19 protein-coding genes, 1 other RNA gene and 1 pseudogene are annotated in these 24,363 nt (G+C 43.8%); 2 read left to right on the top strand and 19 right to left on the bottom strand.

Annotation, left to right across the window (positions count from 1 at the left end):
- Nucleotides 1–18: 18 nt before the first annotated feature.
- From BEN74_RS14885 to ssrA, 16 genes and pseudogenes are all read right to left on the bottom strand, one after another.
- The gene (locus BEN74_RS14885) at nt 19–1,299 is read right to left on the bottom strand and encodes a restriction endonuclease subunit S (RefSeq protein WP_068911031.1); all 1,281 of its coding nucleotides are present in this window, start codon (nt 1,297–1,299) and stop codon (nt 19–21) included.
- Entirely contained in the window at nt 1,299–3,752 is a 2,454-nt protein-coding gene (locus BEN74_RS14880) for a type I restriction-modification system subunit M (RefSeq protein WP_068911030.1), read from the bottom strand. The genes BEN74_RS14885 and BEN74_RS14880 overlap by 1 nt, the downstream gene beginning before the upstream one ends.
- Before the next feature lie 225 nt (nt 3,753–3,977).
- Nucleotides 3,978–4,211 (bottom strand): hypothetical protein, encoded by a 234-nt coding sequence (locus tag BEN74_RS14875; protein WP_068911029.1) that lies wholly within the window; start codon nt 4,209–4,211, stop codon nt 3,978–3,980.
- A 281-nt stretch (nt 4,212–4,492) separates the two neighbouring features.
- Nucleotides 4,493–4,723: a helix-turn-helix transcriptional regulator gene (locus BEN74_RS14870; protein WP_068911028.1), complete on the bottom strand. Its 231-nt coding sequence runs from the start codon at nt 4,721–4,723 to the stop codon at nt 4,493–4,495.
- A 95-nt stretch (nt 4,724–4,818) separates the two neighbouring features.
- Nucleotides 4,819–5,748, bottom strand: coding sequence for a hydrolase or metal-binding protein (locus tag BEN74_RS14865; RefSeq protein ID WP_068911027.1), 930 nt, complete (start codon nt 5,746–5,748; stop codon nt 4,819–4,821).
- Between the two features lie 118 nt (nt 5,749–5,866).
- Nucleotides 5,867–6,901 (bottom strand): YqaJ viral recombinase family protein, encoded by a 1,035-nt coding sequence (locus BEN74_RS14860; RefSeq protein ID WP_068911050.1) that lies wholly within the window; start codon nt 6,899–6,901, stop codon nt 5,867–5,869.
- A 124-nt stretch (nt 6,902–7,025) separates the two neighbouring features.
- The gene (locus BEN74_RS14855; protein ID WP_068911026.1) at nt 7,026–8,069 is read right to left on the bottom strand and encodes a DUF932 domain-containing protein; all 1,044 of its coding nucleotides are present in this window, start codon (nt 8,067–8,069) and stop codon (nt 7,026–7,028) included.
- Between the two features lie 246 nt (nt 8,070–8,315).
- A complete protein-coding gene (locus BEN74_RS14850) occupies nt 8,316–8,936 on the bottom strand; it encodes a hypothetical protein (RefSeq protein WP_068911049.1) in 621 nt (206 codons plus the stop codon).
- Nucleotides 8,937–8,971: 35 nt separating this feature from the next.
- Entirely contained in the window at nt 8,972–9,283 is a 312-nt protein-coding gene (locus tag BEN74_RS14845) for a hypothetical protein (protein WP_068911048.1), read from the bottom strand.
- 10 nt (nt 9,284–9,293) lie between these two features.
- Nucleotides 9,294–9,578, bottom strand: coding sequence for a hypothetical protein (locus BEN74_RS14840; RefSeq protein ID WP_086374383.1), 285 nt, complete (start codon nt 9,576–9,578; stop codon nt 9,294–9,296).
- Between the two features lie 796 nt (nt 9,579–10,374).
- On the bottom strand, nt 10,375–11,325 hold the full coding sequence (locus BEN74_RS14835) for a YagK/YfjJ domain-containing protein (RefSeq protein WP_068911025.1): 951 nt from the start codon (nt 11,323–11,325) through the stop codon (nt 10,375–10,377).
- A 105-nt stretch (nt 11,326–11,430) separates the two neighbouring features.
- Nucleotides 11,431–12,596 (bottom strand): IS3 family transposase gene (locus BEN74_RS14830; RefSeq protein ID WP_119285041.1). Its coding sequence is split into 2 segments (ribosomal slippage): nt 11,431–12,338 and nt 12,338–12,596, totalling 1,167 coding nucleotides; the frame shifts between segments, so codons are not numbered across the junction.
- A 66-nt stretch (nt 12,597–12,662) separates the two neighbouring features.
- Nucleotides 12,663–13,648: pseudogene (locus BEN74_RS14825) on the bottom strand (IS3 family transposase); the annotation flags it as partial.
- A gap of 63 nt (nt 13,649–13,711) precedes the next feature.
- Nucleotides 13,712–16,018 (bottom strand): hypothetical protein, encoded by a 2,307-nt coding sequence (locus BEN74_RS14815; protein WP_068911698.1) that lies wholly within the window; start codon nt 16,016–16,018, stop codon nt 13,712–13,714.
- Between the two features lie 267 nt (nt 16,019–16,285).
- A complete protein-coding gene (locus BEN74_RS14810) occupies nt 16,286–17,425 on the bottom strand; it encodes a tyrosine-type recombinase/integrase (RefSeq protein ID WP_068911719.1) in 1,140 nt (379 codons plus the stop codon).
- Nucleotides 17,426–17,607: 182 nt separating this feature from the next.
- Nucleotides 17,608–17,966, bottom strand: a transfer-messenger RNA (tmRNA) gene (gene ssrA / locus BEN74_RS14805).
- A 130-nt stretch (nt 17,967–18,096) separates the two neighbouring features.
- Here ssrA and glpK point away from each other — a divergent pair.
- The gene (gene glpK, locus BEN74_RS14800; protein ID WP_068911700.1) at nt 18,097–19,581 is read left to right on the top strand and encodes a glycerol kinase GlpK; all 1,485 of its coding nucleotides are present in this window, start codon (nt 18,097–18,099) and stop codon (nt 19,579–19,581) included.
- A 205-nt stretch (nt 19,582–19,786) separates the two neighbouring features.
- On the opposite strand, the gene BEN74_RS14795 is transcribed toward glpK, so the two are convergent.
- The 3 genes from BEN74_RS14795 to BEN74_RS14785 form a co-directional block, all read right to left on the bottom strand.
- The gene (locus BEN74_RS14795) at nt 19,787–21,316 is read right to left on the bottom strand and encodes a DHA2 family efflux MFS transporter permease subunit (RefSeq protein ID WP_068911702.1); all 1,530 of its coding nucleotides are present in this window, start codon (nt 21,314–21,316) and stop codon (nt 19,787–19,789) included.
- 6 nt (nt 21,317–21,322) lie between these two features.
- Nucleotides 21,323–22,474: an HlyD family efflux transporter periplasmic adaptor subunit gene (locus tag BEN74_RS14790; protein WP_068911705.1), complete on the bottom strand. Its 1,152-nt coding sequence runs from the start codon at nt 22,472–22,474 to the stop codon at nt 21,323–21,325.
- A gap of 252 nt (nt 22,475–22,726) precedes the next feature.
- Nucleotides 22,727–23,227: a thioesterase family protein gene (locus tag BEN74_RS14785; RefSeq protein ID WP_068911708.1), complete on the bottom strand. Its 501-nt coding sequence runs from the start codon at nt 23,225–23,227 to the stop codon at nt 22,727–22,729.
- A gap of 103 nt (nt 23,228–23,330) precedes the next feature.
- Here BEN74_RS14785 and hemB point away from each other — a divergent pair, with 103 nt between their 5' ends.
- On the top strand, nt 23,331–24,344 hold the full coding sequence (hemB, locus tag BEN74_RS14780; protein ID WP_068911710.1) for a porphobilinogen synthase: 1,014 nt from the start codon (nt 23,331–23,333) through the stop codon (nt 24,342–24,344).
- Nucleotides 24,345–24,363 lie beyond the last annotated feature (19 nt).

Raw genomic sequence — 24,363 nt, 5'->3', positions numbered from 1 at the left:
AAATATTTTTAACCGTACTTAAACTAAACGAGTTTTACCCGTTAAAAGTTCTTGCATCATGCCTTGTTTAATTTTTAACAATTTATTCAACTTGATATTTAATACTTCAATTTCTTCAAATAAATTTTTTATCACAGAAGCAATTTTCTTTTGCTCATTGATCGATGGTAAAAAAATTAGCATGTCTGCGATCATCTCTCGTCTAACTGAATCAACCGACGATTTTGCTGTCATAGACATAATACGGTCGTAGAAATAATTACTAAAAAATATATAAAAGTAATATCCATCTAAAGTTTGCTTAAAGTCAGACATAAGATATACACGTTGATGAATGTCACATTTACCATTTATATAATGGAAAATTTTACCCGTACCCACGCCATCACCAGCAGTTAGAACACCTTCACCATCAAAGGAATATGTATTAATTCGTTCAACATTTTGTGATCTTACAAAGAATGGATAAGCCCCATCATTTACTTTATCTTGTGTATTTCGGCTACCTGTTGTTATCGATAAAGTATTTCTAATTTTATCAACTTCCCAATCCTCAGGAATCTGCCCTAGCTCACTCCCTTTATAACCTTTAGGCGTGCCATCTTCACGCAAAGCAAATTCAGGCAAACGAGTTTTACCTGTTAAAAGCTGTTGCATGGTTGCAGTTTTAATGGCTTGTTTTTTCTCAATGAGTTTTTCAAATTCAGAAATTAAAGCATCGGTATCGGATAAAGCTGTGGCGATTTTTTCTTGTTCTTCTCTTGAAGAAGGTAATGGCACACCAATGCCTTTTAAATTACCTAAAGTAATTTCTACAAATGTACTTCCTTTAGCTTCTTTTACAGCTTGCTTTAAAGCCTGAGGGCTACGTAAAGTCCATAATAAATAACGATTGTCTATATTATTTTTCGGGGCAATCCTAGCTGTACCCTGTGTGAGGTTCGCACCTGAGACCGCAGTGCCAACCATTTTTACTTCACCTAATTTTCCTCGTAAAGCATAGACAATATCTCCTTCTTCAACTTTAGACCTACCAAATGATGAAGCTATTTCTGGAGAGGTTCTTAGCATTTCATCTACATTGAGTTCCGATGAATTCATATCAGATACACGGATATATGGAACACCATTTGGAATATGTGGTCCACATTGAACTATGCCGTATGTGATAGAACTACGGCATAAATTTTGAAGACTCTCTACATTCCAATCATTAGGAATTACGCCAACTTCAGTTTTTTTATAACCTTCAGGAACATCATGCTTTTCTGTAAAAGTTAAATTACTTTGAGCCATCATTACCACTCCAAACCCATTGCTTTTAAATGCTCAGTCACTTTTAAACCTAAAGCTTCAACATTTTGGGTAATTTGCGGTAATGGTTCTGCATAACGCTCATTAAGCTCTTTCACACGGTTTGCTAATTGTTGCGTCACACGCTCAATCTCAGCTTCAATACTGCTATTTAACGTAGCAAACCACTTATCTTGCACCACCAAATCTTTCACTTCATTTTCAGTTAAGTTCGGGTACTTGGTGAATACTTTCAGATCCAAAGCTTCTTGTAGCTCTTTTACTGTTTTCTTTAAAGCCGTTTCAGCTTCAAATAACTTTTGAACATTTTTCAACACTTGCTTTTCTTCAGCATCAATCGCAAGTTTTAAGCGAGCTTTAACTGTTGCCAAAGTCACTTTGTCTTTATCATTTAGGGCTTCAAGCAATAAACCTTCATCAGCAGTATGCTCTTCAATAAAGCTTTCTAACTGTTGTGTTGCAATATCAAGCTCTGCTTGATTTGCATCTAAAGTCGCTTGCTCAGTGGCAAAATACTTCGCCACAATCAAATGTGGTGGAATCACCTCAGCCTTATACTTAATTTTCCCAATCACTAAGTCAGGAACTTCTTTTAATTTATTGTCCTTTTCAGCCGTTAAATTGCGAATGAGCTTTGCACCTGCCCAGCTGTCTTGGGTAATGACAGATACATCGTCCTGCAACACTTCATCCCAATATTCCATAAAGATTTGATAAATATCATACTTATCTAGCAAGGCAACTTTTTCATAGCTTTGCAATAAGTCTTCACTGACACGCAGCATGATGTCCTTTGGCTTTTGATCTTTCTCAATTGCCTTAAATGCACTACGCTTAAACCACTCTGTAAACGGCTTTAAACTTTCAACAGCAAAAGTTTTAAATTCAGCATGCTCTAGAATAGTTTTCTTCACTTCATTGGCAGCGACTAAACAGCGACCATAACCTTCACGGTCTTTTTCAAACAAGCTGGCACGAATGCTTGGTAAAACGTCCCAATAATTTTGCAGAGCATCAATATCACACTTTGGAATACCACCTTTTAAATGTGCACTTAGATCATGCAAATCTTCAGCTTCGCTTGAATCGATATAACGTGGAATATTTAAGTTATATTCGTTCTGAACAATAAATTTGATATCAACTTTACGGCTATAGCCCTCAAGCACTAGCTCTTTAGTAAAGACATCGACAATTTTGTGAATATCCTGATGGCGTAAGCGGTTTTTATTGCCATCTTTAATAAAGCCTTTACTCGCATCAATCATAAAGATGCTTTGACCATCGATCACTTCATCATCTTCATTAAACTGAATTGGCTTAGCCACAGCTTTATCAATCACAATAATCGATGCTGGAATACCAGTGCCATAGAACAAGTTTGCAGGTAGACCGATAATGCCTTTGATATAGCCTTGCTTAATCAGGTTTTCACGAATACGTGCTTCTGCATTGCCACGGAATAAAACACCATGCGGCAAAATAACTGCTGCTTTACCTTTACTTTTTAGACTTTTTAAAATATGCAGTAAAAAGGCAAAGTCACCATTTTTTTCAGGCGGTACACCCCACCCAAAACGGTCAAATTCATCATTATCTGGTGTTAAACCATTGGTCCAGTTCTTACTAGAGAATGGCGGGTTGGCAACAGCAAAATCAAAGGTCATGAGCTGACCTGCTTCATCTTTATATTCAGGGGACGAAAGCGTATTACCTTGGGTAATTTTGGCACCTTCACCGACATCGCCATGCAGAATCATGTTCATACGTGCCAATGCAGAGGTCGCATTGTCCATCTCTTGACCGTAGATGGTTAAGCCTTTCTCGGCTTCATCCGAGGCTTTTAACAGCAAAGAACCAGACCCACAAGTCGGGTCATAAACAGTCGCATTTTTTGGTGTTTCTTTTTTAATTCCTACAACTTTTGCCACAACACGTGACACTTCCGCCGGAGTATAGAATTGACCTTTTGATTTACCGGACTCCGTTGCAAAGTGGCGCATCAAATACTCATACGCATCACCAAGTAAGTCATCCCCGTCTGCACGATTATCAGCTAAGTTTAAGCCTTCGAAAAGACCGATTAACTTGGTCAATCGGTCGATCATATCCTTGCCTTTACCCAACTTGTCTTCGTCATTAAAGTCGGCAACGTCAATCACGCCACGCAGGTTATTGGCTTCAGCAATTTTTCGGATGATGATATTGAGCTTATCACCAATTTCTTTATTGCCTTTTAGCTCACTGATTTTATCGAAAGTTGCATCTTCAGGAATTTCAATAATGGCAAAGTCATCATTGCTATATTTATCAGAAATGTATTTTAAAAACAGCATGGTAAGTACATAGTCTTTATATTGACTCGCATCCATACCACCACGCAGTTCATCACAACTTGCCCAAAGAGAAGAATAGAGTTCTGTTTTTTTAATCGCCATGACTGACCAAATACATTTGTTTAAATATTGAAATGAATCATAGCGAAAATAAGGAATGATATCTGTCTATTTTTTAAACAAAAATTCAAATTCCACCTGCCATACTGAGCAATCGAGAAGTTCATCTTCTAGCTGGTATATGCTAACTAAAAGACCAATAAATAAAGGCGACAAATATTTGTCGCCTTTATTTTGTTAATTGCATGAATTCAAAATTCATTATTGCTATTTTTTACCTCTTGTTTTGATTTTTGAATAAATAGTACTTTCTGGCACTCCTGTCTTTTTTGAGATATCTGGCACTTTTATACCATTATCATAACAATTTTGAAGCATTCTCTTTTTTTGGGTTGGTGATGCAGATTGATAAACCGCTTGATCAAATTTATTTTGTTCAGCTTGCATGGTTTCAGCCATTTGTTTAAATAGCTTCTCTAATGGTACAGGTTGTCCAGACATTTTCGACTCCAAACATGTTATTAACCTCGACAAAACTACAGAACAAATTTCACCCAATACAAAATTAAAAAATACTAAAATAAATCAAATATCTAAAAAAAAAAATTAATATATCTTAGAAAAAAAACACTCTAAACTTTTGATCTAATTCATTAAAATTCATCGAAAAAAAATATATCTAAAATGTAATTTTAATTATGAAAAGCATCGAATTTTGTAAGTATAATTTCTCCCTATCAAACTACGAGCTAATAAAAATAAGGGAGCCAAAGCTCCCAGTTTTATGCACGTTCCGCCAACTTGCTTTCAATCCATTGATGAATTTCATAAGCTGACCAGCCGATACGGTTTTGCGTGATTTTAACTTTCTTTGGAAAAGTAGGATCGTAATACGGTGAAAACTCATCCATCATTTCGTAAATAGTCGATCTCCCTACACCTATAATTTTAATGACTTCTTTAATACTAATAAGTTGATTCATCTGAAAGGTTTGACCTGTGAACGCATTCATGATGTTTACTCCTAATCATTGATGCGAGCGCGTATTCGCTCAGATCATAGGGCAGTCCAATAAAATTTTACGGAGTCCAATCGCGTCCACTCCCTCTAATTCACAGCCCATACATTCTGCTGTAAGCCTTGCTGAAGATTCTGTACAAAGCTATCTGCCTGATGCAGCTTAGGCTTTACCTTGGTTTTCGACTCAGGCTGTATTTGCTCAGACTCAACAGCCTCATCCGTATACAACTCCTCTACCAAGTCCAATCCTTCTTCTGAATTCATCTCAAACCTCGCATTACCATAACCTTGCCGTGCCATCTGATCTAAAGCATGTTGATTAAAGCCTGAAGCTTTACTTTGTTGATCAATCTCTTTCGCTGTTTGAATGGCTTGTTGAAGGTTGACACCATCCCTTAAAGTTAGATCCACGTAATACACGGGCTTACGATAGCTTTGTGTGGTGGATTTACCTCGAAGGGTGAGTTGTAACGGTAGACATGACAGCAAGCCATTCGATGCGGCATGGTAATAGTTCAGCCGTGCGGTCAACGTTCGTATGCTGTTAAAGCCTGTGGTTCTGAAAATAAATGTACCCAGTTCATCCGACTCATCTAAATTGACATGCAAACGTCCATAGGGTCTGCAGTTGCCACCTTGTGCCAATGGGCAAAGGTCAGGTGATGGACATGGATGCTGCTCTATACCTTGATTGGTCAATCGCTGGCAGGTTTCTCCATTGCCGATACAAACAGGCCGACCAGTTTGCCGGTCAAACAGGTTGTATTCCGCCCTCAGATTCAGCTCAGGATCATTGAAGATCATACGGACTGGAATGCTTCGGAGTTTCTGGTTCTGTGCTCTGGCACGCAGCCGTTCATCCAATGGATGCTTGATCCAACCGTCTTTGCTTTGGATTTGGCTGGTAATGGTAAACTGGTCATCCTTTTCAGGCAGACGCTTGCCGTTCTTTTCAACAACCTTGCCAATACTGATGCGTCCTAAAATAGGCGGTGTGATTACTAAACCTTTAATCATGGTGTTTTCCTCTATGCTTTAAATGCGCTGCTGTGTTGAGTAAAAATGAATTGGGCATAAAAAATCCCATGCGCTCAGGCATGGGATTTTTCGGTCATTGTTAAATGTTCTGCTTAGGCTAATCGGTATAGATATTGAAGCGCCGTGAACCTTGTTTGCTTTGCGGGAATAGGCTGAGATATTCAGGGTGTGATTTGAGCAAAGCCTTCGTATCCAAGCTGATCGAGTCTTTGGCCTTTTTCCATGTCACCGAACCGGCTTTAAAGGTCGCTCGTTCAGCCTGCTGCATCTTGGCCTGCAGCTGGTGCTTCAGCAAGTCAAACTGCTCTTGGTGCTTTTCAATGTGATTGCGCGCTTGAATCAGCTGTTCAAACTGCTGGTTGGCTTGCTCATCCCCAGATAAATCCGCAGTGCTCAGCGGTACATATTCGGGATACAGCTGCTGTAATGCTTTGGCTGCCGATGCACTGGCATCTGCATCAGGCGGTGTATCCTTTTCCACACACTCCCAGAAGTAGCGTTCTGCATTCACGATATGCTGAATGACAGATTCACTTCGGGTCACTTTAAAAATACGGGTTTCATGCCCGCAGATCAGCACGCAGATATGTGCGGCTTTCTTACCTGTAACAGCCAATTGGTGTTGTACCTGACAGAGTACGTATAAAGGCACCCCATCTCGCCAAAGTTTCGCGCCATATTCTCCTGCAGTTTTACATTCAAGCACCTGAACGTCTTCACTGCCTACCACTGAATAATCCAAGTTCGCCAGCATGAAGGACTTGTCTGGATCAGGATGCTGAAGTACAGCATTCACGCGGCGGACTTTTCGGTTGGTATGCATGCTGTAGTATTCGGCAACCAGAGGCTCTAGCTGCTTACCCCAGTACAAAGGCGCATGGCCTTCACTTTCATCTTCGATGGATTGTTTGATCCGTCCAGTCTTGATCATCCACAGTTCCAGCATCGACATATAGGGATTAAGGCCGCAGGCTGCAGCGCAGTCACTACTGCCGATGCCCTGACGCCGTACTTCCAGCCATTCGGCCTGACTGAGTTTTCGAGTATCGACAAAGCGTTTTGCCATAAATAACTTAGGCATACGGTGTTGCGGCTGCGTTTGGTTTTGATAAACGAATATTGCTGAGTTCATGTTTATTTTCCTATTCTGTTCAATTTCGGGCATAAAAAAGCCGCATCTGCAGATGCGGCTGTGAAGTATTGAAGGTGTGTTGGTGAACGGATTTTCTGGGCTGATTCAGGTGAACTGATTGAGATCAGGCAATCATGCGCAAGGCCTGTTCCAGCCCGCGCTGCTTGAGTCCAGCGCCTGCACCGAACCATGCTGAATCCAGACGGTGATCCTGACTCATGGCGCGGCGTTCATGGTCTGTGAACTCGGTAATCGCGCACAGCAAACCGTAGGCCGTGTCTTTAGCAGAGGACAGCGTTGCTCCTCGCCCCTGACCGTTAAACATCTGCATGGTCTTATTCATGGATTTGGCATTCGGTTCCGACTTTTCCTTTGCATTGGCTTGCGCGGCCTGAGCCGCCACATCACGGTAGAACTGAATGATATTGTCCTCCTGATCTGCCATGCTCATGCTGCTGTTGTTAAACACCGCATCGAAATAGGCGGCAGCTTCCTGCTGGGTCACTTTACGCTGAGTCAGCTGTTTCATTTCATACATGTGCTCCTCCCATGCACGCACAGAGATGCCCAACTGCTGCTTGACCTTATCTGCATCAAAGCGGGTGCTGTGCGGGACTTTGACCACACCGGCATTGCTGTTCTGTCCTTTCAGGGCAATCGCTAAAGTGTTGTTGCACACCACACGGATGGAGGTAAATTGCGCCGTGGTCGCCAAGGTACCGTCACAAGCCGTTGCCAGCAGCATATAGCCATTGCTGACATCCTTGCCTTTTAAGGCAGAGGTCTGTCCAGTTTTAGCTAAGGCCCAGAACTTCTTGCCGCCTTTCAGTACCCCTGCTGTTTCCAGTTCAAAGCCAGATTGCTCCGTCAGGTCACGGTAGAATTCCAGAATTTCACGGGGCTGGACTTCCTGAAAGCGCTGACTAACCACAGACAGCGGAGCATGGGTATCAGAGCGGTACAGCACCCGTTGCTCTTCATAAGGCATGATGATGCTTTGCCCGCGTTCATTCTGCGCCATGTAACTGACATTGGAGGATTCAATGCGCCAGTCCATACCGGCCTGCTGTGCCCAGACTTCGATCGGCTGGTTTTGGCTGAGTTGATTACCTAGTCCATGCCAAGGGGTTTCGCCAACATACGCCATTTGTTCAAGTTGATGTGCCATGAGATTTTTCCTTATAAACAAAAAAGGCTGCTGAATCCCATCCCTTAATTGGAATGAAGTCCAGCAGCCTGATTAAGATTGGTCTTATGAATGTATTTATTAAATCTTACGTGTGATTGAACTCAATAAATTCATTCTGTGTGTAGATTCATCTTTATGTTATATAAGTGAAATTTCTTTCAATTCACGCAAACGCCTTAAGCGTATAGCCTGTGGCCCGCGCACATAGAAGATACAGTCCTGACCCTATTGTGCTGTCATCACAATTTCACGTCCATCCTTGAGTACCGCAACCACCTCACGGACATTGCGCGGATCACAATTCAGGAAGAAACGCATCGATTGGCCGTATAGAATCGGGTTGGCGCCGTCACGGTAATCCGCTTTGCAATTGCCGCGGTTCACCACAACCCGATCGAGATTAATGCTGTCGGACAATGAAATTAAATGCAGATAAGCCGTTTCAACCACATGCTTCCCGCCAAAGACCTGATTCTTGATTTCGATGCGGTACTGCATGGATGCATTACCTTGAGCAGATTCGGCTTGATCTGCATTTTCAGCTTCCTGCCGGTTCAGTGTTTCCCACTCATCCCAGCCTTTAGCGATAAACTCGCGTATTTCCTGTGCCGGAGTCACTTCTAGATTGCTGAGATAATAGCCTGCAGTACTGGCTGTTTCTTCACTGGGTGATTTTTCTAAGGACTCCAAATCCTGTATTTCTTTCTCAGTCAGTTTTTCAGCTTTGACCGCTGGTTTGGCTTTTTCAGTTTTAGCTACGGTATTCTGTGCTTGTGCTGCTTCTGGTTGCTTTTCACAGCCGACTGTTAACATGGTAATTGTTGCCAACATTATGATCTTTTTCATCTTTCCCCCATCGCCTGTATGCTCAGGCATTCACATCAAGGTGCTGGTCGTTCCATGCACTGTTGGTAATATTTGTCTTTAAATATCTGCTTGGTTTTCTCATAGGTTGCTGTACCACCTCGGCCGTATTCAAAGGCATCATGAATCATCGGTCTGAGCTGCTCACGCAGTTCAAGGTTATCGCCAGCAAGCATATAAGTCGCTTCGGCAAAGCCGCCATAGTTCAATCGAGCCTGCATCACGGTTTCAGCGACATCCGCTTCTTCCTGACAGGCCTTTTCTTGTTTGGACGTACAGCCAGCAAGCAAAGCAACTGCAATGATGAGAAGTAATATATTGTTTTTCATGTGCTGCCCCTTAGCCTCTGCATTTGCCCACGGTATAGCCTCTGGCAAAGTCCAGACGGCGTTTATCTTCATCACTGGTAATGGGTACAGTAAAGAAAGGCTTGCCATATTGTTCACGAATGCTGTCATAACGGCAGGTGCAGGATTCTTCGCTTTCGACTGCAGTTTTAATAGCGGCGTTTGGATACATGCATTGTTCGATGTAGGCTTTACGGTCTTTGGCATCCGTAGATGAACAGGCAGATAAAACAGGTAAAAGCAGTACAGCCAGCAGGCTGAATGTTTGAATTCTCATAAAGCACCCCTTTAATATTGTTCTGTATTGAAATCAAAATTTAAGACACAGCAACGCATGCTCCCTAGTGAGGAAGATATGCGGATATGAATAAAATGAGACGAATAAATCCCATCAACTGCTTGGTAAAAAGTCAGCTGTTTGAAATAGAATTCAGTACAGTAAGGGGAAGATTTGAATGACCATGATGGACTCCTTGTGTAAAAGAAGAACTACCACATCACTGCTAAATAATGGTGGCAGAACGAAGAGGGTTAGCAGACTGGTACACAAGGATCCAGCACGCGCAAGCGCGTCCCCCTCCGTCCTACCATAGAAAAAAGGGGGACGTGAGGATCCAATACTAAAAATCTGACTTTTTAGTATTCTTGTGTATAGGGTCTGCTAAAACCCACTGGCAATGTAGGCCAGCACGCTAAGAATAAAGGTGAGGAGGATTGAAGTCAATTCAGATGGTTAGGAATACTGCTTGTTTTATATTTATATATTTATTGATTACAAAAAAGACAGCATGACTTCATTATTTCTAAATTCTATCCACAAAAGTGGAATATTGATTAAATAGTAGCCACACAACATGACAAATAATCAATTAAAAAACAGTTCCAGTATTCCAAAGCCCAGAACAGATTCAACTAAATATTGATAAAAATCACAAATATAAGTTATTGTTATTCAATGGCATAGTATCCAAATACTACCTATGAGAATTGAGCCACTATAATGGCTCAATTCCTTAGAATAGCAAAACAGCTTTTTTAGCTAATAATGTATAAGTCAAGAATTTTGACTTAAGTTATTTTTTGATCCCTCTACGCTTGCTATTCTCGAACTGACCTTTCCCAAAAGTTTGCATGTTCCTAAAACATTTTACTCTGAGACGCTGTTCGTCCTTAGCGGGGTCTGTAAGATATTCAATTACAGTAACCACTTTTTCCCAATCACCTTCATTGTTTCTCGACACCATTCCCAATCCAATATCACAGCCTGCCATGCGTAACTTATGAATATACTCTTTGTCATGCAGATTAAAATAGCTGCCATGCCCTTGGGTAATCTCTTGCCATTTTTCCCCTACTCGCTGCGCATAATAAGAACCATTCTGTACTTTGGTTCCATCATACATAAGCAATAGGTGTACGTGATAACCCCGTTCCTTCCCTTGTTCAATTGCCCATGAATATCCATGAAGATTACTAAAGAAGGTATCTTGGTTAGATAGGCGATTACGCATGATTTCAAAATGCCGATAGAATTGCTCTACTGTGATTTGCTGTTTCGAATCCTTTAAATATCCTAAATCTACACGAACCATAAGCACCTTCGTATGGTGATTGAATATCTGTTCAACATATTCCTTCAAGCTTTCTGTATTGTCCTTTTCTTGTAGCCTAAACTGATGTAGGTCTCGTTCAATTTCCCCCTTTAGCATCTTGAGCATCTTTTCATAAAATGCTAATTGCTCATCATTGAGTTCTAAAACGAAATCATAACTATCAGTTTGCTTTACAAGTGGATCAAAACGGATTTGGTCAATATACAATTTCAACAATATGAAGGCTGAGATATAGTCACCATAGCAATAGTCGATATTGTAAATGGCATCGAATAGCTCAAGCAGCTCTTTAAACTCTTGTTTTTGAGCGTGATTGAAACCAGCCAGATGGATGTTAATAACAAAGTTTTCAACTGCAAATAGGATTTCAGTTTCAGAATAAAGCTTGGTATTCAGTGTAGTGATTGACATGGTTAGTCCTCTAAAGTGTTTATAACCATGTCATGAGTCACCTCTGTATTTTTTTAAGAGGTTTGATGTGTGCTGAATTAGCAGGAGACTTTCACTTGGGAGATTCTAGGCAGCTAACCGATAAAAGTCTTCTGCCATTTGATTTGGTGTCTTAAAATCCAAGCCTTTTTGAATTCTTCGCTGATTATAAAATAACTCTATATATTTTGTAATATCCGCTTTGGCTTCTTCCCTTGTTTTGTAGTTGCGATGATGGACTAGTTCATTTTTGAGTATGCCCCAGAAACTCTCTATCGGTGCATTATCAAAGCAGTCGCCTTTTTTGCTCATTGAACCCTGAAAATCAAATTTCTCAAGTAAGTTTCGATATTCATTACTGCAATATTGGCTGCCTCTATCTGAATGTACAATGAGATCTTTAGCAGGTTTCTGATTGCGAATAGCCATATTCAATGCATCACAAACAAGCTTGGCTGTCATGCGCTCATTTAAGCTATAGCCAACAACCTGTTTCGTGTAAAGATCTTTGACAGCTGCCAAGTACAACCAGCCCTCAGCCGTCCAAATGTAGGTAATGTCACTCGACCACGCAAGATTAGGCTTCGTCATTGAAAACTGTTGCTTGAGTAAATTGTCATAAATAGAACGGTTGTGATCACTGTTCGTGGTTCTTTTGAAACGCTTATGGCGCTTACAATACAACTGATTTGATTTTTTTATTTGGCGCACAGCATACGTACTTATTTTGATACCTTGCGCTTGTAAATGCTTGGTTAATCGAACATAGCCATAGCTTTGTTTGGTTTCTTCATGGGCTATTTTGACCAAAATTGTCTGCTGATTTCGCTGAATTGATCTTTTACTCATGCCTCGCTTTAGCCAATCATAAAAGCGAGAAACGGATACACGAAGTAATCGAGCCATTAAAATAATCGGAAATAAGTGGCTTTGCGATTTCATATAGGCGTACCTCACTGACTTTCTTTGGCAAAGTACGCTGCTGCCTTTTTTAAAAATTCACGTTCCATTTCAGCTGTTTTGAGCTGTTGTTTAAGCTTCTTATTTTCTTCGAGTAAGGCGTTTAGATCGGGCGAATACTGTTTTGTGCCTGCTAAAGTTCCAGCCTTTGCTTTGTTATTCCAGTTCGAAAGGGTTTGCATTGAAATGCCAAGTTGTCTAGCGGATTCCGATACATTACCTTGGTTCTCTTCAATGGCTTTTATGGCTTCAGCTTTAAATTCTGCGGTGTAAGTCTTCTGTTTCTTGCTCATGGTAAACTCCTAATGAGTATGTATAGTTTACCAAGTTAAACCCTCCTGTTTTTTAAGCACACATCAACTCTCTATCGGTGCATTATCAAAGCAGTCGCCTTTTTTGCTCATTGAACCCTGAAAATCAAATTTCTCAAGTAAGTTTCGATATTCATTACTGCAATATTGGCTGCCTCTATCTGAATGTACAATGAGATCTTTAGCAGGTTTCTGATTGCGAATAGCCATATTCAATGCATCACAAACAAGCTTGGCTGTCATGCGCTCATTTAAGCTATAGCCAACAACCTGTTTCGTGTAAAGATCTTTGACAGCTGCCAAGTACAACCAGCCCTCAGCCGTCCAAATGTAGGTAATGTCACTCGACCACGCAAGATTAGGCTTCGTCATTGAAAACTGTTGCTTGAGTAAATTGTCATAAATAGAACGGTTGTGATCACTGTTCGTGGTTCTTTTGAAACGCTTATGGCGCTTACAATACAACTGATTTGATTTTTTTATTTGGCGCACAGCATACGTACTTATTTTGATACCTTGCGCTTGTAAATGCTTGGTTAATCGAACATAGCCATAGCTTTGTTTGGTTTCTTCATGGGCTATTTTGACCAAAATTGTCTGCTGATTTCGCTGAATTGATCTTTTACTCATGCCTCGCTTTAGCCAATCATAAAAGCGAGAAACGGATACACGAAGTAATCGAGCCATTAAAATAATCGGAAATAAGTGGCTTTGCGATTTCATATAGGCGTACCTCACTGACTTTCTTTGGCAAAGTACGCTGCTGCCTTTTTTAAAAATTCACGTTCCATTTCAGCTGTTTTGAGCTGTTGTTTAAGCTTCTTATTTTCTTCGAGTAAGGCGTTTAGATCGGGCGAATACTGTTTTGTGCCTGCTAAAGTTCCAGCCTTTGCTTTGTTATTCCAGTTCGAAAGGGTTTGCATTGAAATGCCAAGTTGTCTAGCGGATTCCGATACATTACCTTGGTTCTCTTCAATGGCTTTTATGGCTTCAGCTTTAAATTCTGCGGTGTAAGTCTTCTGTTTCTTGCTCATGGTAAACTCCTAATGAGTATGTATAGTTTACCAAGTTAAACCCTCCTGTTTTTTAAGCACACATCACTCTTCAACATGTTCACTTAGCTTATTTTGATCTTCCGCTAATTCAGCACTATCAAATATCAATACAACATCTAAAGAAACACTTTGATGCCTTTTACATTCCAACAAAATATGTTGAACATTCTTAAAGTGACGTTCTTTACCCGATAACCTCGTTTTAAATTTATTAAAAAGTGACATTAATCTTTCTTTTATATTGGAGTCACTCGGCAGATTAAATTGCCAACGCATAAGAATGCATTCTTGATCAAAAGTCTTTTGCCACAACTTAGCATCTGCATACTTTAGATATGTTAAAGGTTGCTGCATTTTCTTTTGATACTCTTTTACCAATACTCGCGCCTTTTTCATCAAGTCATTAAATTTTTGAACTTGCTGATGATGCATCTTTAATTGTAAACCATCGAACTGATATTCTTCATCAGGACGAGATTCAAACATCATGGTAATCAAATTCCAATATTCTGATTGAATATTCAACTCATCTAACTTATTTTTAATTTGTTGTGTATGAAAATTATAGAATAAAAAAAGGTATTGCCCTCCAACAAAAGATAAACCTTTAGGACTACAATTCTGTTTTGGTACTACTGAAAAAAATGAATTTGCTGAATGGAACAAAGTGTCACTAAAATGTTCAAATCTGATCAGAAAAGCTAATAGTTCCGCATCACGAATCTTATTTTTAAAAAATATTTCAGCCCAACTGACTCGCTGCTTATTTTTGATTTCAGTTTTCCATATGCCATTTTTCTCATCCAAGATGTAATCAATAAAATCTTGCAAAGTTGGTATTTTTGATGGGTTTATCACATCTTCATCTTTTGGTGCGCCAATATGAAGCTTTTCTATTTTGGTAATTGTTTTGCTTTGAAATTTTGGTTTGGCTTTTGATTCAGCAACATCAGCCAAAGGCATATTTTTGGTAAAATCGAGTTTTTCATTGTAGAAAGAAGTTTGGTTTACATCAGTCCTTCTTTGCTGTGTTACAGGCTTTTCATTCACTTGATTTTTTTTTCTTCTTGACTGATTTGGATTTTCTGTCTTCTGCTCACCCCTAGGACGACTATCTTTTTCCTGTATTTCAGGTGCTGCTAATTTAGAGACAATTTTTTGTTTTGGGGTTGGGGATCGATAAACAAAACTTACTATAGATGGATGTAAATCCTCATGATGTTGCTGGAGATATATATACTTACTAGAAATGAATAGGTATTTAATCCCCCAATACTCTAATTTTTGCCTGTCTTCATTACTAAAAGAATCATCTATTTCAAACTTTAATACAGGTTGCAGCTTTCTTAACTGCTCATTCCAATTGATAATTTTAAAGGTAATATCGTGCTGATAGTCTTGAAAATTTGAATAGATACTTTGCTCAGCTTTATCCAAATTTTCCTTGGAATGAGCTAATTCATTTAAATCCCTATGATTACGCCATACGTTTATTTTTTTTGTGTAAAGTGGCTTCAACCACTCACTTAACAATACTTTATCAGACAATCTATGTTGCAATTTTTCATTAAACTCTGCTAGCCACGCTGATTCAGTTAAGGTCAAAAATTGCAAGAAAATGACTATATGAAATCGAAAGCCATAGATACCATCATCTTCAAACTTCACACAAATGCGTAAAGTATCCGATTGTTCTTTCAAAATATCATTCAGTGCATTTTCCAATATAGGTTTTAGCAAAACAGCATTTTCTCGCCAATTTGCAATCATATCCCCTTTGAACTGATCCGCTTCAATTTCAATATCAAATGCTAAAAAATATGCAGCCTCTGTATTTTTTAACAATAGCTGTAAGCCTTCAATTTGCGATTGGTACTCAACATCTAAATCAAATCGTGCTTCATGTTTTGCTAATAATTTTAGCTGTTCTCGGACAGGGTAAACTTCTTTTAACCAATTAGTCAGCTCATTGTCACCATATTTTTTTAGTACCAAATTTCGATATTCACGTAGCCTCAAATCAGAGTATAGCTGCCTACAATCTTGGGAATATTCTGCTATTCCAAAATTCCCAAGCACTTCATCTTTGACTATTAACTTGTCCAACTCCGCTTGAAATGACTCAAAATCATTTTCAGAAGGAGGTGTACCTTCGACGGACAATTGGTAAAAAAAATCCTCACAATTTCGATACCACCGAATCAATTCCAAAGAATTAGAAACTGGCCGTTTTATGTTGTAGCAACCATCTTCATCATAAATTGAATGCGAATAACGCAGTTCCATTATTTTAAATAAATCACCACTTTGTACCAAAGCAGCATTGGGAAAATAGGTAGTATTAGACATACAACATCAACGTAAGCTATTGTTTTATACATTTATAATGACTCATTTACTAATTTTTTACTACAGCAAATTTTAACTTTTACTACTGCATTTTTTAATTAATACAACAGCAAATTTTATAAATTACAACTGTCGTTTTAACTATTTACAACACTTTGGACAAGTACATCTATTCCAACAGTTTAATGACACTTAAATAAAAAAATCCCCCTTAAACCATATTGGTTTAAGGGGGATTTCGGTCTATTCAAACTTTTGCTAATAATTTTAAAATTCCATCCATGTCCTCACCTGCTCCCCATACCACTCCATGATTTTTACACGCTCACCCCAGTATTGAGCTCGGTTATAAGCTGATCGAATACGGTTTTGTGGTACATGGGCAAGCTGACGTTCAATAGCATCAGGATTAAACAGATTTGATTCATTCACGACTGTACTGAATAGCGATCTAAAACCATGTGTCGTCATTCGACCTGCATAGCCTGACCGCTTAATCACTGCTAAGATCGATTCACTACGCATAGGCTCTTTGTTATTTAAACGATGTGGAAATAGCAAGTCTTGGTTATGTGTCAAGCGTAGTGCCTGAAGCTCATCGATCATCATGTCTGTTAAGGGTACACGATGCGGAAGACGATTCTTCATACGTTCTTCAGGGATATCCCACTTACGCCCTTGCAAATCAAATTCATCCCAACGTGCTTGTAGTAACTCATTGATCCGGACACCAGTCAGCATAATTAAAATGATGGCATGATGTGTCTGAGCATCACTTGGATAAGCTCTAACTTTTCTTAGAAATTCGGGCATATCTGAAGCAGGTAATGATGCTAAATTTTTCACACGCTTATTTTTTAATGCATAGACCAAATCGCCTGCAGGATTATCGTAGCGATAGCCGTGTGCAATAGCGTACTTCATGACCATACCACAGCGGGATAAAGTCCGTTTTGCCACTTCAAGCGATCCTCTAGCCTCTATCTTTTTAATAATTTGCAATATTTCGGGCGCCTGAATTTGATTGATGCGTTTATTGCCTAGAGCAATATAAAGTTCATCTAAAGAGGCTCGTACATTACTAATGTGTTTTGGCGACCACGTTTCCTTCTGATTATCAAACCAATCTTCAGCTACTTCTTTAAAGAAAGGCTTTATATCCTCATGAAGTATTGACTTTGAATGTCTATATTTAAGTTCATAAGCCATTTCTCTTGCTTTTTTCAAACTAAGTTCTGGGTATGGTCCTAGTGACTCAGATTGACGCTGCCCATGAACGGTATAGCGAACATTCCAATACTTCTGACCTTTAGTCGTAATAATCAGCGATAAACCATGCGAATCTGATAGACGATATTGCTTGTCTTTCGGTTGGGCTTTTCTACATTCTGCATCTGTGAGTGACATATCTTTAACCAGAATTTGTTGTGTTAATTTCTGGGTAAATTTTGCCAATTTTTACCCACACAAAGCAAAAATAGGGTCAAATCGCTTAGGACAGCATCGGACAATACAGCCAATAAAAAAGCCCTTAAACATTGAGTTTAAAGGCTTTTTTAGATTCCGATGGATTACTTCGGAAAGAATTTTGGTGGAGGTGGCGGGAGTTGAACCCGCGTCCGCCAGCACTACGCTCGAGAATACTACATGCTTAGATATCGTCTACTATTTTAACTCTTTGCGGCCCGACGAACAGGGCGCAAATCGCGATCCTCTAAGTTTAGTACAAAGCCCCGAGGCTTGGCTTTATACGGACTTGTGTGCGTGCGCTTCAGTCGGACTCTCTAACCACAAGTATTCGGAGAGGCGGACAAGCTGCCCTTAGGCAGCTAGAGCGTAAGTTTCGTCGTTTGCGACTATAAAATGCAAATTTGATTTACGAGAGAAAATGCGCTCTCGGCATGCATCTATGAGTTTCATCACCAGCGTCGAAGCCAGAAACACCCCCAAAGTACAGCGCAATCATAGCACAAATGTCTAAACACGCGGTGTTTTTTTTAAACATTTGCACAATCAGATGCGCTTAATTACATAATTGCGCTAATATTTTGTTTTTCAAGCCCACATACAGAAAAAATATGAGCTATTTATTGGCACTCGATCAGGGAACGACATCCAGCCGCGCAATTATTTTCAATGAACACGGACAGGTTCAGGCAGCGGCTCAGCGTGAAACCTATATCAAAACCCCGCATTCCGGCTGGGTGGAGCAGGATGCTCAGGAAATCTGGAGCTCGCAGATTGCCGTGGTGCAGCAGGCTTTGGCCACAGCGCGGATTCTCGCCAAAGACATCAAAGCGATTGGCCTGACCAACCAGCGGGAAACCACCGTGGTTTGGGACAAGCGCACGGGCAAGCCGCTGGCGCCGGCCATTATCTGGCAAGACCGCCGCGCCGCCGACTGGTGCAATCAGCTGATACAGCAGGGCCTGCACAGCAGCATCCATAAAAAAACCGGCCTGCGCATCGACCCTTATTTCAGCGCAGGCAAGCTGGTCTGGCTGCTGGAAAATACCGCAGGCCTGCGGGAACTGGCGCTGCAAGGCCATGCCGCATTCGGCACTATTGACAGCTGGCTGATCTGGAATCTGACCCAAGGCGCTGAGCACGTCATAGAGGCCAGCAATGCTTCCCGCACCATGCTGATGAACCTGCAGGCGCAGCAGTGGGATGAAGAGCTGCTGAAGCTGTTCAATATTCCGCCGGCGATGCTGCCCAAAATCATCAGTTCAGACAGCTATGTAGCGGATACGGCAACCGGCCTGCTGGGCGCGAATATCCCCATTGCCGGAATTTTAGGCGACCAGCAGTCTGCCCTGTTTGGCCAGTCCTGCTTCGAAGCCGGCACAGCCAAAAATACCTACGGCACCGGCTGCTTTCTGCTGTTCAACACAGGTAATCAGGTGCAGTTCAGCGCCAATGAGCTGCTGTCTACGCTGGCTTGGCAGGCGCAGGAGCAAACCGTTTACGCGCTTGAAGGCAGCGTATTTATGGCCGGCGCGATTGTGCAGTGGCTGCGCGACGGCCTTGGCATCATTCAAAAAAGCAGCGAAGTGGAAAAGCTGGCCTGCCAAGTCCAGCATACCGATGGCGTGGTTCTCGTTCCGGCATTTACCGGGCTTGGCGCGCCGCACTGGGACAGCGAAGCGCGCGCCCTGCTCTGCGGCATGTCGCGCGGAACCAATAAAGCGCATATTGCCCGGGCCGCGCTGGAATCCATCGCTTTTCAGGTTTCCGATGTCCTGACCGCCATGCAGTCCGATATTTCCAGTCCGCTGAAGGAATTGCGGGTTGACGGCGGCGCCAGCAGCAATGACATGCTGATGCAGTTCCAAGCCGACATTTTAAATGTGCCGGTGCTGCGCCCTAAGCTTTTGGAGTCTACCGCATGGGGCGCGGCCGCCATGGCCGGCCTCAAATCCGGGGTGTTTTCCAGCCTAGATGAAATCGCCGCCTCTTGGCAGCTGGAGCGCGCTTTTGAACCGAAGATGAATGCAGACCAGCGCGGCTATCATCTGGATCTGTGGCAGTCTGCGCTGAAGCGCGCCAAGTCTGATTTATAAAAGCATCATCCTTTTAAATAGCTTTGCTCATCCCGCGCGGATGGGCTGAGGATTTCAGCCTGCCCTGCCCCGGCTTTTTTTAAAAGCTGAGGGCTTAGGAAGCATCCAAAAAAACCGCTCCGGAAAATAAATAAAGCCAGCCAATTTTCCAGCTGGCCGGCTTTATTGCAAAACGCGGTTTTCCATCGGCATGGCTTATGCCGCTTTAATGCGCGTGCCCGCCGCCGCTGGCGCCCGCTTTCGGCTTCGGGCACAGCCAAATGATCAGGGCCGCGAAGATGAACACCATCGCCAAAATTAAAAACACATGATTCGCCGACAGCGTCAGCGCCTCTTTATCCACCAGGCTGGAAATATAGCCTAATGCGCGCTCTGAACTCATGCCGCTCTGCATTAAAGTGTTTTTTACTTCATCCGCATGCAGCGCGCCCGCCATCTCGCTTCTGGCCACTTTGGTGTGGTCATCCCAAATAGTGACTGCCAGCGATGCGCCAATTGCGCCCGCCATGGTGCGCAAAAAGTTCATTAGGCCGGCCGCCGAAGCCATTTCCTGCGGCAGCACCGAGGCCAAGGCCATATTCGACAGCGGAATAAAGAAAAACGGCACGGCGAAACCCTGCAGCATCTGCGGCAAGGCCAAAGCCATAAAGTCGGCATCCGTCGTCCAGAAAGCCCGCATCAACGTCACCCCGCCTAAAATGCTCAGGCCGAAGCTGGCCAAGGCGCGCTGGTCATATTTGGTGGCCAGCTTGGCGACCACCGGCGACATGGTCAGGCTGCCAAAGCCCATGGTTGCCGTGAGGTAACCGGCCCATGTTGCGGTATAGCCCAGATTAATCTGCAGCCACTGCGGAATCAGCACAATGCTGCCGAAGAATGCGCCAAAGCCAAAGGCCAGCGCCAGCACTGAAACCGTAAAGCCGCGGTACCTGAAAATCTGAATATTGACGATTGGATGGCGCTCTGTCAGCTCCCAAATGGTGAAAACAATCAGGCCGACAAGCGCAGTCAGCGCCAAAATCACAATAGACGGGCTGCTGAACCAGTCGCGCTCATGGCCCAAATCCAGCATCAGCTGCAGCGCGCCAATCCACAGCACCAGCAGCAGCAGGCCGCCTTTATCAATTTTCAGCTGCGCGGTTGCGGTTTCAGCCGGTTTCAATAAACGCATGGCCGCCAGCGCGCAGGCAATGCCGACAGGAATATTGATGAAGAAAATCCAGTGCCAGGACAGGTTGTCGCTGATTGTTCCGCCTAGAATCGGCCCTAAAATTGGCCCCACCACGGTAGTCATGGCCCACATGCCCATCGCCTGCGACTGCTTTTCCGGCGGAAAAATCCGCATCAGCAGCATTTGGCTCAGCGGCATAATCGGGCCGCCGAACAGGCCCTGGCCAATCCGGCAGAATACCAGCATCTCCAGGCTGGAAGATAAGCCGCATAAGACCGAAAAAACCGTAAAGCCGATCAGGCTGATGATAAAAACCCTCACCCCGCCAAAGCGCCCGGCCAGCCAGCCGGTCAGCGGCACGCAGATCGCTTCGGCAACCGCATAGGAGGTAATGACCCAAGTGCCCTGCGAGCTGGAAACCGCAAGGCTGCCGGTAATGTGCGGCACAGAAACATTGGCGATGGTCATGTCCAGCACGACCATAAAGTTGGCCAGCGCCAGAACAAAGGCCGCCAGCATCAGCCGCCCGCCTTTCAGGTCGCCATAGGGTACATAGTTATTCATAGGCGCTTACTTCGATGACAGGTCGATTTTCGCTTCCATTGATAAGCCGACGCGCAGCGGATGCTCAGCCAGCTGCTTCGGATCCAGCTGAATGCGCACCGGCAGGCGCTGCACCACTTTAATCCAGTTGCCTGTGGCATTTTGCGCAGGAATCAAGGCAAAGGCTGCGCCTGTGCCGCCGGAAAAGCCGGCTACCGTGCCGTGATATTCCACGGCGTCACCGTACAGGTCTGAGGTCAGCACCGCCTTTTGACCCGGGCGGACTTTTTCCAGCTGGCTTTCCTTGAAGTTGGCATCGACATACAGCTGCGATACAGGAACCAGCATCATCAGCACCGCGCCCGGCGCCACCCGCTGGCCGGCCTGAATACTGCGCCGCGTCACCACGCCGTCAAACGGCGCTTTAATTTCCGTGCGCTCTAAATCCAGAATAGCCTGTTTCAGGCGCGCCTGCGCAATCAGCACATCCGGCGCCGAGTTTTCATTGCTGCCGCGGATCAATGCCTCATTGGCAGCCAAAGTGCTTTGGGCAGCCTTCTGGCTGGATTTGGCCTGCGCCAGACCGGCTTGCGCCAAGTCATAGCCGGCCTGCGCGTTATTCAATGCGCTTTGCGCTGAACTCAGCTCTTCTTTGGAAATTGCCCCCGAAGCGCTCAGCTGCCGGCGCCGGCTGAACTCGTCCTTTGCCTTGTCCAGCTCGGCTTTGGCCTTCGCCACTTGCGCTTCTGCGCTGTGAATGCCGTCATCGCTGACAAAGACCTGCGAATTCAGCGCGCTGCTGTTGGCCTGAGTCTGCCTGTACTGGCGCTGCGCCTTCATCAGTTCGGCCTGCGCCTGCGCCAGCGCAATTTCAGCATCGCGCGGATCAATCTGCACCAGCACATCGCCCTTTTTCACTTGCCGGGTATCGCTGACCAGCACCTGCGCCACTTGGCCGGTCACCATGGAAGTCACCGACGCGGTTTCCGCGCCGACATAGGCATTGTCAGTGCTGACGGAGCTGTTGAAAAAAGCTTTCCAAACCAGGTACAGCGCCAGCGCAAGAACTAAAATAATGCCGACCAGGCCTAAAGCTTTCCTGCGCTTGGCTTTAAGCTGCTGATCGCTGGGCTGATCCGCTGCGGGCGACTCCGGCAGGGTATTTTGAGCATCTGTCATCGATTTTTCCTAAATCCAGCAGACTTGGTCACGCGGCATCATCCCTGCGCTTCATTCAGGATGCGGACATTTTTGTCCCAAATGCTGTCGATGAAAAAGTCATTTTTTAAATTTGACGCATTTTAAAGCGAAATAATCATATTTTGAGAATATAAAATGTAACTGATCAGTCTTTTTTCATCCTGAAGCGCCAGATTTTCATCTGGCGCTTCAAATTATAGTTAATTATTATTGATTTAGCTTAAGCCGAACTCAGTAGGCATACGAGGCGATAGCCGTCGCAATCGGCTTGTCTTCATCATTGACCAGCGTCATGCGCATGGTGCAGCCCTTGCGGCCTAAGCGCAGGGTTTCAGCGCGCGCAATAAAGTACTTGCCGCGGCCCGGCGCCAGATAGTCCACCCGCATATCAACTGTCGCCAGGCGGGTCACCTTTTTAATCGTATCGGGAAGCTCATCGGCTTCCGCCTTTTTATACAGCTCTCCCATCGCCGCAATGCCGCCGATGCTGTCCAGAATAGTCGCAGCCACGCCGCCATGCAGAATCTGAAAGGCCACATTGCCGATCATGAAAGGCTGCATTTCAATGTAGGCTTCAATTTGCCCATCGGCAACGCGCATTAGCATATCGTTATGCTTAAAGTAAGGAGAGCTGTTAAATGCATGACACAGCTGCTTGAGGACAACATCTATATCCACTTTTGAGCCCAAATGAATACTCCCTGTCCACTTTTTATCTGAATCGCTCGTCATCTGCCCGGATACCTTAATTTGAGAAATAGCACTTAACTTATGCCCCAAAAACGGATTCTGGGGCTACAATAGCGCCAGTTTAATACTGATCAATGGGATTGTTATGACTTATACGTTCAATCGCCCGGCATTTCCTGCCACCCGCATGCGCCGCATCCGCAAAAATGACCAGCTCCGCGCCATGGTGCGTGAAACCCAGCTGACGGCCGATCATCTCATTTATCCAGTATTTGTCCTGCCGGGCCAGAACCAGACGCAGGATATTCCCAGCATGCCTGGCATTCAGCGCCTGTCGGCAGATCTGCTGCTGAAAAAATCAGAGCGCCTGCTTGAATTGGGCGTGTCAAAGCTGGCGCTGTTCCCGGTTACCCCGCAGCAAGACAAAAGCCTGACTGCAGAAGCCGCCTGGCGTGAAGACGGCTTGGTGCAAAGCACCGTGCGCCTGCTGAAAAAAGAGCTGCCGGAAATGGTGCTGATTACCGACGGCGCGCTCGACCCCTATACCACGCACGGCCAAGACGGCATTATTGATGACACCGGCTATGTGCTGAATGATGAAACGGTTGAATGCCTGATCAAGCAGGCTTTAAGCCATGCCGAAGCCGGCGCTGACGTGGTCGCGCCCAGCGACATGATGGACGGGCGCATCGGCGCCATCCGCCAGGCTTTGGAAGCCAATGGCCATATTTACACCAGCATCATGGCCTATTCGGCAAAGTACGCTTCCAGCTTCTACGGCCCCTTCCGCGATGCGGTCGGCTCATCCGGCAACCTGAAAGGCGGCAACAAATACAATTACCAGATGGATGTCGGCAACCGCGCAGAAGCGCTGCATGAAATTGCGCTGGACATTCAGGAAGGCGCAGACATGGTGATTGTCAAGCCGGGCATGCCCTATCTGGACATTGTGCGCGAAGCGAAAGACACCTTTGGCGTGCCGACCTTCGTGTATCAGGTCAGCGGCGAATACGCCATGCTGGCCGGCGCGATTCAGAACGGCTGGCTGTCTGACAGCGTGATTATTGAATCCCTGATGAGCTGCCGCCGCGCCGGCGCTGACGGCATCTGGACTTATTTTGCTGAAGAAGCGGCGCTGAAACTCAAAGACATGAAATAAACGGACTTTAGCCATTTAA

It is taken from the genome of Acinetobacter sp. WCHAc010034, assembly GCF_001696615.3.
Lineage (GTDB): Bacteria > Pseudomonadota > Gammaproteobacteria > Pseudomonadales > Moraxellaceae > Acinetobacter.
Note: the sequence above shows the minus strand (reverse complement) of the source record. Positions and strands in the feature narration are given on the sequence as shown.

Excerpts from the sequence above, each read along its gene's own strand:
- BEN74_RS14885 (WP_068911031.1), bottom strand. The coding sequence starts at position 1,299 with ATGATGGCTCAAAGTAATTTAACTTTTACAGAAAAGCATGATGTTCCT.
- BEN74_RS14880 (WP_068911030.1), bottom strand. The coding sequence starts at position 3,752 with ATGGCGATTAAAAAAACAGAACTCTATTCTTCTCTTTGGGCAAGTTGT.
- BEN74_RS14875 (WP_068911029.1), bottom strand. The coding sequence starts at position 4,211 with ATGTCTGGACAACCTGTACCATTAGAGAAGCTATTTAAACAAATGGCT.
- BEN74_RS14870 (WP_068911028.1), bottom strand. The coding sequence starts at position 4,723 with ATGAATGCGTTCACAGGTCAAACCTTTCAGATGAATCAACTTATTAGT.
- BEN74_RS14865 (WP_068911027.1), bottom strand. The coding sequence starts at position 5,748 with ATGATTAAAGGTTTAGTAATCACACCGCCTATTTTAGGACGCATCAGT.
- BEN74_RS14860 (WP_068911050.1), bottom strand. The coding sequence starts at position 6,901 with ATGAACTCAGCAATATTCGTTTATCAAAACCAAACGCAGCCGCAACAC.
- BEN74_RS14855 (WP_068911026.1), bottom strand. The coding sequence starts at position 8,069 with ATGGCACATCAACTTGAACAAATGGCGTATGTTGGCGAAACCCCTTGG.
- BEN74_RS14850 (WP_068911049.1), bottom strand. The coding sequence starts at position 8,936 with ATGAAAAAGATCATAATGTTGGCAACAATTACCATGTTAACAGTCGGC.
- BEN74_RS14845 (WP_068911048.1), bottom strand. The coding sequence starts at position 9,283 with ATGAAAAACAATATATTACTTCTCATCATTGCAGTTGCTTTGCTTGCT.
- BEN74_RS14840 (WP_086374383.1), bottom strand. The coding sequence starts at position 9,578 with ATGAGAATTCAAACATTCAGCCTGCTGGCTGTACTGCTTTTACCTGTT.
- BEN74_RS14835 (WP_068911025.1), bottom strand. The coding sequence starts at position 11,325 with ATGTCAATCACTACACTGAATACCAAGCTTTATTCTGAAACTGAAATC.
- BEN74_RS14815 (WP_068911698.1), bottom strand. The coding sequence starts at position 16,018 with ATGTCTAATACTACCTATTTTCCCAATGCTGCTTTGGTACAAAGTGGT.
- BEN74_RS14810 (WP_068911719.1), bottom strand. The coding sequence starts at position 17,425 with ATGTCACTCACAGATGCAGAATGTAGAAAAGCCCAACCGAAAGACAAG.
- glpK (WP_068911700.1), top strand. The coding sequence starts at position 18,097 with ATGAGCTATTTATTGGCACTCGATCAGGGAACGACATCCAGCCGCGCA.
- BEN74_RS14795 (WP_068911702.1), bottom strand. The coding sequence starts at position 21,316 with ATGAATAACTATGTACCCTATGGCGACCTGAAAGGCGGGCGGCTGATG.
- BEN74_RS14790 (WP_068911705.1), bottom strand. The coding sequence starts at position 22,474 with ATGACAGATGCTCAAAATACCCTGCCGGAGTCGCCCGCAGCGGATCAG.
- BEN74_RS14785 (WP_068911708.1), bottom strand. The coding sequence starts at position 23,227 with ATGACGAGCGATTCAGATAAAAAGTGGACAGGGAGTATTCATTTGGGC.
- hemB (WP_068911710.1), top strand. The coding sequence starts at position 23,331 with ATGACTTATACGTTCAATCGCCCGGCATTTCCTGCCACCCGCATGCGC.